At 53.3% G+C, this 6,555-nt stretch carries 8 protein-coding genes; 7 read left to right on the forward strand and 1 reads right to left on the reverse strand.

The features are described 5' to 3' along the window. The 7 genes from Q7V48_09085 to Q7V48_09115 all read left to right on the forward strand — a co-directional run. On the forward strand, positions 1-727 hold a 727-nt coding region (locus Q7V48_09085), incomplete at its 5' end, for a TRAP transporter large permease subunit (protein MDO9210886.1). Positions 728-779: 52 nt separating this feature from the next. Continuing rightward, positions 780-1,697 (forward strand): CoA ester lyase, encoded by a 918-nt coding sequence (locus Q7V48_09090; GenBank protein MDO9210887.1) that lies wholly within the window; start codon positions 780-782, stop codon positions 1,695-1,697. Between the two features lie 233 nt (positions 1,698-1,930). Continuing rightward, the gene (locus Q7V48_09095) at positions 1,931-3,022 is read left to right on the forward strand and encodes an isocitrate/isopropylmalate dehydrogenase family protein (protein MDO9210888.1); all 1,092 of its coding nucleotides are present in this window, start codon (positions 1,931-1,933) and stop codon (positions 3,020-3,022) included. Between the two features lie 136 nt (positions 3,023-3,158). Then, a complete protein-coding gene (locus Q7V48_09100) occupies positions 3,159-3,413 on the forward strand; it encodes a prolyl oligopeptidase family serine peptidase (protein MDO9210889.1) in 255 nt (84 codons plus the stop codon). 206 nt (positions 3,414-3,619) lie between these two features. Continuing rightward, positions 3,620-5,383, forward strand: coding sequence for an aldehyde ferredoxin oxidoreductase C-terminal domain-containing protein (locus Q7V48_09105; GenBank protein MDO9210890.1), 1,764 nt, complete (start codon positions 3,620-3,622; stop codon positions 5,381-5,383). A 115-nt stretch (positions 5,384-5,498) separates the two neighbouring features. Further along, positions 5,499-5,741 carry a MoaD/ThiS family protein gene (locus Q7V48_09110; protein ID MDO9210891.1) on the forward strand — a complete coding sequence of 81 codons (243 nt, stop codon included), beginning with the start codon at positions 5,499-5,501 and terminating at the stop codon, positions 5,739-5,741. A 1-nt stretch (position 5,742) separates the two neighbouring features. Next, positions 5,743-6,111 carry a MoaD/ThiS family protein gene (locus Q7V48_09115; GenBank protein MDO9210892.1) on the forward strand — a complete coding sequence of 123 codons (369 nt, stop codon included), beginning with the start codon at positions 5,743-5,745 and terminating at the stop codon, positions 6,109-6,111. 89 nt (positions 6,112-6,200) lie between these two features. Here the strand turns inward: Q7V48_09115 and Q7V48_09120 are convergent, their stop codons facing one another. Continuing rightward, positions 6,201-6,383: a hypothetical protein gene (locus tag Q7V48_09120; protein ID MDO9210893.1), complete on the reverse strand. Its 183-nt coding sequence runs from the start codon at positions 6,381-6,383 to the stop codon at positions 6,201-6,203. Positions 6,384-6,555 lie beyond the last annotated feature (172 nt).

Below are 6,555 nucleotides of genomic sequence, written 5' to 3' on the forward strand. Positions count from 1 at the left end.
TATGGGGGTGGCTTATATCATCAGCCGCCGCCGGAATTACCCGAAAGAGGAGAGGCGTTCCACTTTTAAGGAGATGGGTCGGGCCTTTCTTGACGGATTTCTGACCTTGATCATGCCGGCAATCGTTGTAGGAGGGATCGTCTTCGGCGTGGTCACCATCACGGAGACAGGCGTCCTGGCCTGCATTTATGCCTTGATCCTTGGTTTCATCTACCGGGAAATACGCCTTGATAACTTCTGGAAGATGGCCAAAGAGACGTCCAAGGGAGTCGCCAACCTCTTGGTTATCCTGGCTTCAGCAGGCTTCTTCGGTTATGTAGTCATGAACACCGGAGTTGGCGGGAAGCTGGTTGACCTGATTCTTTCCATCAGCACCGATAAATACATGGTCCTTACCATGCTGGTGATATTCCTACTGATCGTCGGTTGCGGCCTGGATGTGATTGCCATCATTTTCATTTTTGTTCCCGTTATGTACCCTCTCGTGGATAAAGTGGGTCTTGACCCTTATCATTATTCGGCGGTATTTGTTCTTTCTCTGGGGATCGCCTTACTGACTCCGCCGGTGGGGGTTTTGCTTTATTTGGTTTCGGACATGGCCGAAGCTCCACTGGTCCGTGTGATCAAAGAGCTGGTTCCCTTCATTCTGGTGGAGGTCGCGGTGCTCCTGATGGTTACCTACATTCCTGCCCTTTCGACTTGGCTTCCCAACCTGCTATCGAAATAGAAAAACAAAGGCCAGTAGTGGTCATCAAATCTTGGAAACGAGGAGTTAAAGAATGAAGCGAATGGTGCGAAGGTCCACATTAATCCTTCCGGTGAATATCCCGAAATTTGTAGAAAAAGCCTATCTGCGGGGGGCAGACGCGATCCTGTTGGACCTGGAGGATGCTGTGCCTCCAGCGGAAAAAGAAAACGCCCGCAAGCTGATCAAGGATTCCATTTCCCTGGCGGCCCGGGGCGGGGCCGAGGTGGGCGTGCGGATTAACAAGGACCCCTCCTGGCTGCCCCTGGACGTGGAAGCCTCTGTTTATCCGGGCCTGGATGGAATTACCCTGCCCAAAACCGAGTCCGCCGAGGAAGTGCGCAACCTGGAGGCTCTGGTGGAAAAGCTGGAGCGGCAACGGGGGATCAAACCCGGCCACATCGAGTTCTCCATCCTCATCGAGAGCCCGCGGGGCTTGTTGAAAGCCCAGGAGATTGCCATAGCCAGCCCCCGGATTGAGTCCATGACCGTCGGTATGGAAGACTATTGTCTGGAGCTGGGGGTGGAACCTTCTCCGGACGGCCTGGAGATTTTTTATCCCGTCTCCTGGGTGGTAACGGTCTGCAAGGCTGCCGGGATCAGACCCATGGGTCTTTTGGGAAGCATTGCTGTTTTCCGCGATCTGCAGGGGTTTGAGCAAGCAGCCGCCAGAGCCCGCCAGGTAGGATGTGAGGGGGCTTCCTGCATCCATCCGGATCAGGTTCCGGTACTCAACCAGGTCTTCTCCCCACCCCCGGAAAAGGTGGAATATGCCCGCCGGGCTGTGGAAGCTTTCGAAGAAGGGGTACGCAGGGGAACGGCCTCGGTAAATATGGATGGAAAGATGGTGGATATTCCGGTCTATAACCGGTCCAAGCTAATCCTTCAGCGCGCCGAAGCCATTGCCGCCGTGGAGCAGAGGAAAGCAGAGGCGCTGGCAAAATTAAAATAAAGGTTGCGAGTTACGAGTTTCGGGTTGCGGGTTCAAAGTCTTGAGGTATTGGCTCTAAACTTGATTGTATAGGAATTTCCTTTTTGGACACGGATGTACACAGAAAGTCGCTTAGCGCTTAGCGCTATGCGCATAGCGTCTTTTTTGTTTCTGCGGTTATCTGCGTAAATCTGCGTCCTATTAAATTTAAACCTGAAACGCGAAACCCGAAACTATAATGGGAAGGAGAAAACATGGGATTGTATAAAGTGGTCGTATTGCCAGGGGATGGGGTAGGCCCCGAGATTATCAAAGAAGGAATGAAAGTCATCCGGGCGGCCCTGGACATGACTTCCCTGGATGTCCAGTTTACCGAATTAGAGATTGGCGCTGGCCGCTATCGGAGAACCGGCACAGCCTTTTCCCAGGAGGACATTGAAACCGTAAGGAAAGCGGATGCGGTCTATTTAGGGGCCGTGGGCCTTCCCGATGTCCGCCTGCCGGATGGAAGGGAAGTGCAGTCGGGATACATCTATCGACAAGACCTGGACCTTTACGCCAATATCCGGCCCGTGAAGCTATACCCGGGAGTGGAATCCCCTCTGAAGAAAGCCCAGGAGAAGGGAATTGATTATGTGATCTTCCGGGAGAACATCGAAGGACTTTATACTTTCGGAAAGGGAGGATTCCGCATCGGAAACGAGGCCGCTGTGAACCCTTTGATCATCTCCCGTAAGGGGACGGAGCGGATCGTCCGCGCCGCTTTTCAGATGGCCCGCCGGCGGAAAGGCGCCCCAGAGGATGGGGTGAAGAGGGTGACCTGCGTGGATAAGGCCAACGTGGTGGAAGCTTATGCCTTTTTCCGGGAAGTTTTCGATGAAGTAGCCAGGGAGTTCCCCGATATTCAGAGCGAGCGTTATTATGCCGATGCCATGACCGTCTTCATGGTCCAGAAACCCTGGCATTTCGACGTGGTAGTGACGGAGAACATGTTCGGAGATATTCTTTCGGATCTGGGCGCAGGAACCATCGGCAGCCTCGGCCTGGCTCCCTCGAGTGAAGTAGGAGACCATCATGGCTTGTTCCAGTCCATTCACGGGAGCGCCCCGGACATTGCCGGAAAAGGGATTGTAAACCCCATTGCCGCCATCCTCTCCGGGGGAATGATGTTCGACTGGCTGGGCAATAAAAATAATGATGCCCAGGCTCTGGAAGTGGACCGGCGGATCGAAAAGGCAGTTGAGGCCGTACTGGCCAAGGGTCAGGTCAGGACACCAGATCTTGGCGGAAAGAATTCTACCCCCGAAGTGGGCGACGCCATCGTACAGGAAATTAAAAATAGTTGACTACCATTCTAACCTAACCGTTTCTGGTTCTGGAGCCGGAGATGGGAAGGAATTCGCGGAAGGCGCATTTAAGAAGTCTCAGGGGGCTTTTTCCTCTAACCCGCATCCCTCTGGCTGGCTCCTTGGTGGTCTTGCCATGGGGGGCAAGACATCCTCAAACCTTGTGGAACATATCCAGGCGGCGGTTTTGTTGATTCATGGGGAAAAGGACCGCACCGCGCCCCTGGAGCAAGTGCAGCGTCTTTGCGCAAAGTTACGATCCGCCGGAAAGAACTGTGAGCTCTTGATCATCCCCGGAGCCGGACACGTTTTTAATTTCCGCGATGAGGAAAAGGGGCAAATCGCCCTCTTTTACTCTATTGATTATCTTTCGGCAATTGAATATACTTGAATTGACTTTTTGACTTCAACTCTTTCATTTTAACTTTGTATCCTCCCAGATGGTGTTGGCTTTAAAAGGGAGTTCAGCGACATTTCTTCCAAGGGAAAATATTGGGAAAGGAGGAAAAATAAAGACAAGGCTCAGGTCGACATGGAATACAACGAATCAACTTCAGGGATTGGCCCTGGCAACTTTCAAGGAGAGGAGGTAAGAACATGTGGATTCTGCGACTGAACATGAATGACCGTACTTATCGCCTTAGCGAAGTTCCGGAAGCCTACAAGAATCTAGGTGGACGAGGTACGACCTCTACCATCGTCCACGATGAAGTTCCCCCGCTCTGTCATCCCCTCGGCCCGAATAACAAACTCGTCTTTGCCCCTGGCATCGTGACCGGCACGGCTGCACCAACATCGGCCCGGGTTTCTGCTGGCGCCAAGTCCTGGCTAACAGGCGGCATAAAAGAATCCAACGCCGGCTCATCTTGGGCATCATACTTTGCGAATATGCAGATCAAAGCCCTGATCGTGGAAGGGCAGCCTATGGAGAAAGGCAAATATTGGATAACCCATCTAACCTGGGACGATAAAGCTGGTAAACCCAAAGCTGAATTCCTCCCCGCCGACCCCTATACGGGGAAGGATCTGTATGAAGTCTTCCCCAAAGTATACGAACAGTTTGGGACGAGGGCGGCCATTGCCGGTTGCGGCGTGGCCGGTGAATACGGATATGGCAACTCGGGGATTGCGTTCAATGACCTCGGCAAACGCCCCAGCCGGTATTCCGGGCGCGGCGGTTTGGGCGCGGTAATGGCCAGCAGAAGGCTCAAGTTCATCGTGTTAGACAGTAAAGGGGCTCCGGGTGTACCCATCGCTAACCAGGGATTGTTTGACCAGGGCGCTAAGAAATTAGCGGAAGCCTTGCGGGAACACGCCATTACCAAGCCCAAAGGCGGTTTGAATACCTACGGCACGGCCGTCCTCGTCAACATCATGAATGAAGCCGGCGGTCTGCCTACCCGCAATTTTTCCAGCGGCCGTTTTGAGGGTGCAGCCAAAATCGCCGGCGAGGCCATCTTCGAGGGGGTCAAGAACCGTTTGGGCAAAGAAGTTTATAACCATGCCTGCAGCCCTGGATGCATCATTCAGTGTTCAAATACCTGGTACAAAACCGACGGCACGGAGCATACCTCCTGTGTGGAATATGAATCAGACTGGGCCCTGGGGGCCAACTGCGGCATTGACAGCCTGGACGATGTGGCGGAAATGGTTCGCCTGTGCAATGCGTATGGCCTGGATACCATTGAGACCGGTACCGCCCTGGCTGTGGCTATGGAAGCCGGGGTGATCCCTTTTGGCGATGGCAAGAAAGCCATCCAACTGGTCCACGAAATGGGCAAGGGCACCCCCATGGGCCGCATCTTGGGTGGTGGCACCGATTTCGCCGGCAGGGCCTTCGGTGTGACCCGCGTACCGACAGTTAAAAGACAGAGTATGCCTGCCTATGAGCCGCGCGCCGTCAAAGGGATGGGCGTTACCTATGCAACCACCACCATGGGCGCCGACCACACCGCAGGTTACACCATCGCTCCCGAAATTCTCAGCGTGGGTGGGAAGGTGGACCCCCTCAGCCCTGAAGGAAAGGCTGCTCTCAGCCGGGGCTTCCAGGCCACCACTGCCTTCATTGACTCCACCGGCCACTGCCTGTTTATCGCCTTTGCCATTCTGGACATCGCCAGCGGCTTCGAAGGAATGATGGAGGAATGCAACGGCGTCCTGGGGACTAACTGGAAATCAGAGGACGCGGCCAAAATTGGGGGAGAGATCCTGCGCAAGGAGCGGGCCTTCAATGAGGCGGCCGGTATCGGCAAAGAGGAAGACCGTATACCCGAATTCATGAAGTACGAGCCGCTTCCGCCTCACAACCAGGTCTTTGACGTGTCCGACAAAGTGCTGGACTCCGTTTACGGTGAGCTGTAAAGCATCGGAAGTGATCCCCGTGTTCCGTTAAATTAAACCGGCAAAAAATACGGCCAATGCGGACAGGGCAACAATAATCCTGTTCGCATTTTGGCCGTACATTCTCCCTGAGGAGATGATGCGCATCCGCGTGAAAGTTTTTGCTACTCTGGGACGCCATATCGCCGGTGGGGTGACAGGAGCCCCTTTCCCTTTGGAGGTACCCGATGCGACCACGATCGCTGACCTGGTCCGGCAGTTGAATTTGCCGCGGGAAGAGGTGAAGGTAGCTTTTGTCAACGGGCGCACCCGTCCCCTGGATTGGCCTTTACAACCTGAGGACGAGGTGGGCATTTTTCCCCCGATTGGAGGAGGGTAAAATGTCTGACATCTCTGTGGATGTGTGGTTGTACGGTCCTCTGGCCCGATACGGAAAGGAAGCCGATCAGGGGAGCTTCGCCAACTTATCAGTGGATCTTCCTCAAGGAAGCACCATGGGGGATCTACTGAAACGCCTGGGGATTCAGGATGATAAGCGCGGGATTACCTTCATCAACGGGCAATTGAGTGCCATGCCGGGCCTCAAGCCAGACCTGGGCCATATCCTGGACGATGGAGATCGGGTGGGCATCTTCCATCCCCAAAGCATGTGGCCATTCCAGTACCGCCATGGCGTAAAGATGACGGACGAAATGACGCGCGTTGTGACCGCAGAAAAAGACTCCAGCCTGCACCATACGTATGAATGAAAGTGGGGTGGATTTTTCCAACTTAGAGAAGATCAAAGCCCGGATAAAAATTGAAAAATTGGAATGCGGGTGCGAGCTGTAATTTACTCTTAGACTTCTACTTCGACGAAAAAGATTTTATTGACCTCTCCATTATCGCCGATAACCATCTTTCCCCAGTTCATGATAGATTCCAAAGTTATTCTTTCTGGATTTTTCCGTCTCTCGGGTAATGTCCCAATAAAATGGGCCTCTCCTTTTGTATCATTCCAATAGAATTCATAAGCCATCATTTTTGTATCCTCTATGATTGATGGCTTCGTAAAAAGTCCTTTTTGCCCCATTTTCGTCATTCCCGCGAAAGCGGGAATCCAGTTAATTCAAGCAGTTCTGGACTCCCGCTTGCGCGGAGTGACAGCCTTTCAGGGTTTTTCGCAGCCTGCTAAACTGCCAACTCCTTATAAA

It is taken from the genome of Deltaproteobacteria bacterium (assembly GCA_030654105.1).
GTDB lineage: Bacteria > Desulfobacterota > SM23-61 > SM23-61 > SM23-61 > JAHJQK01.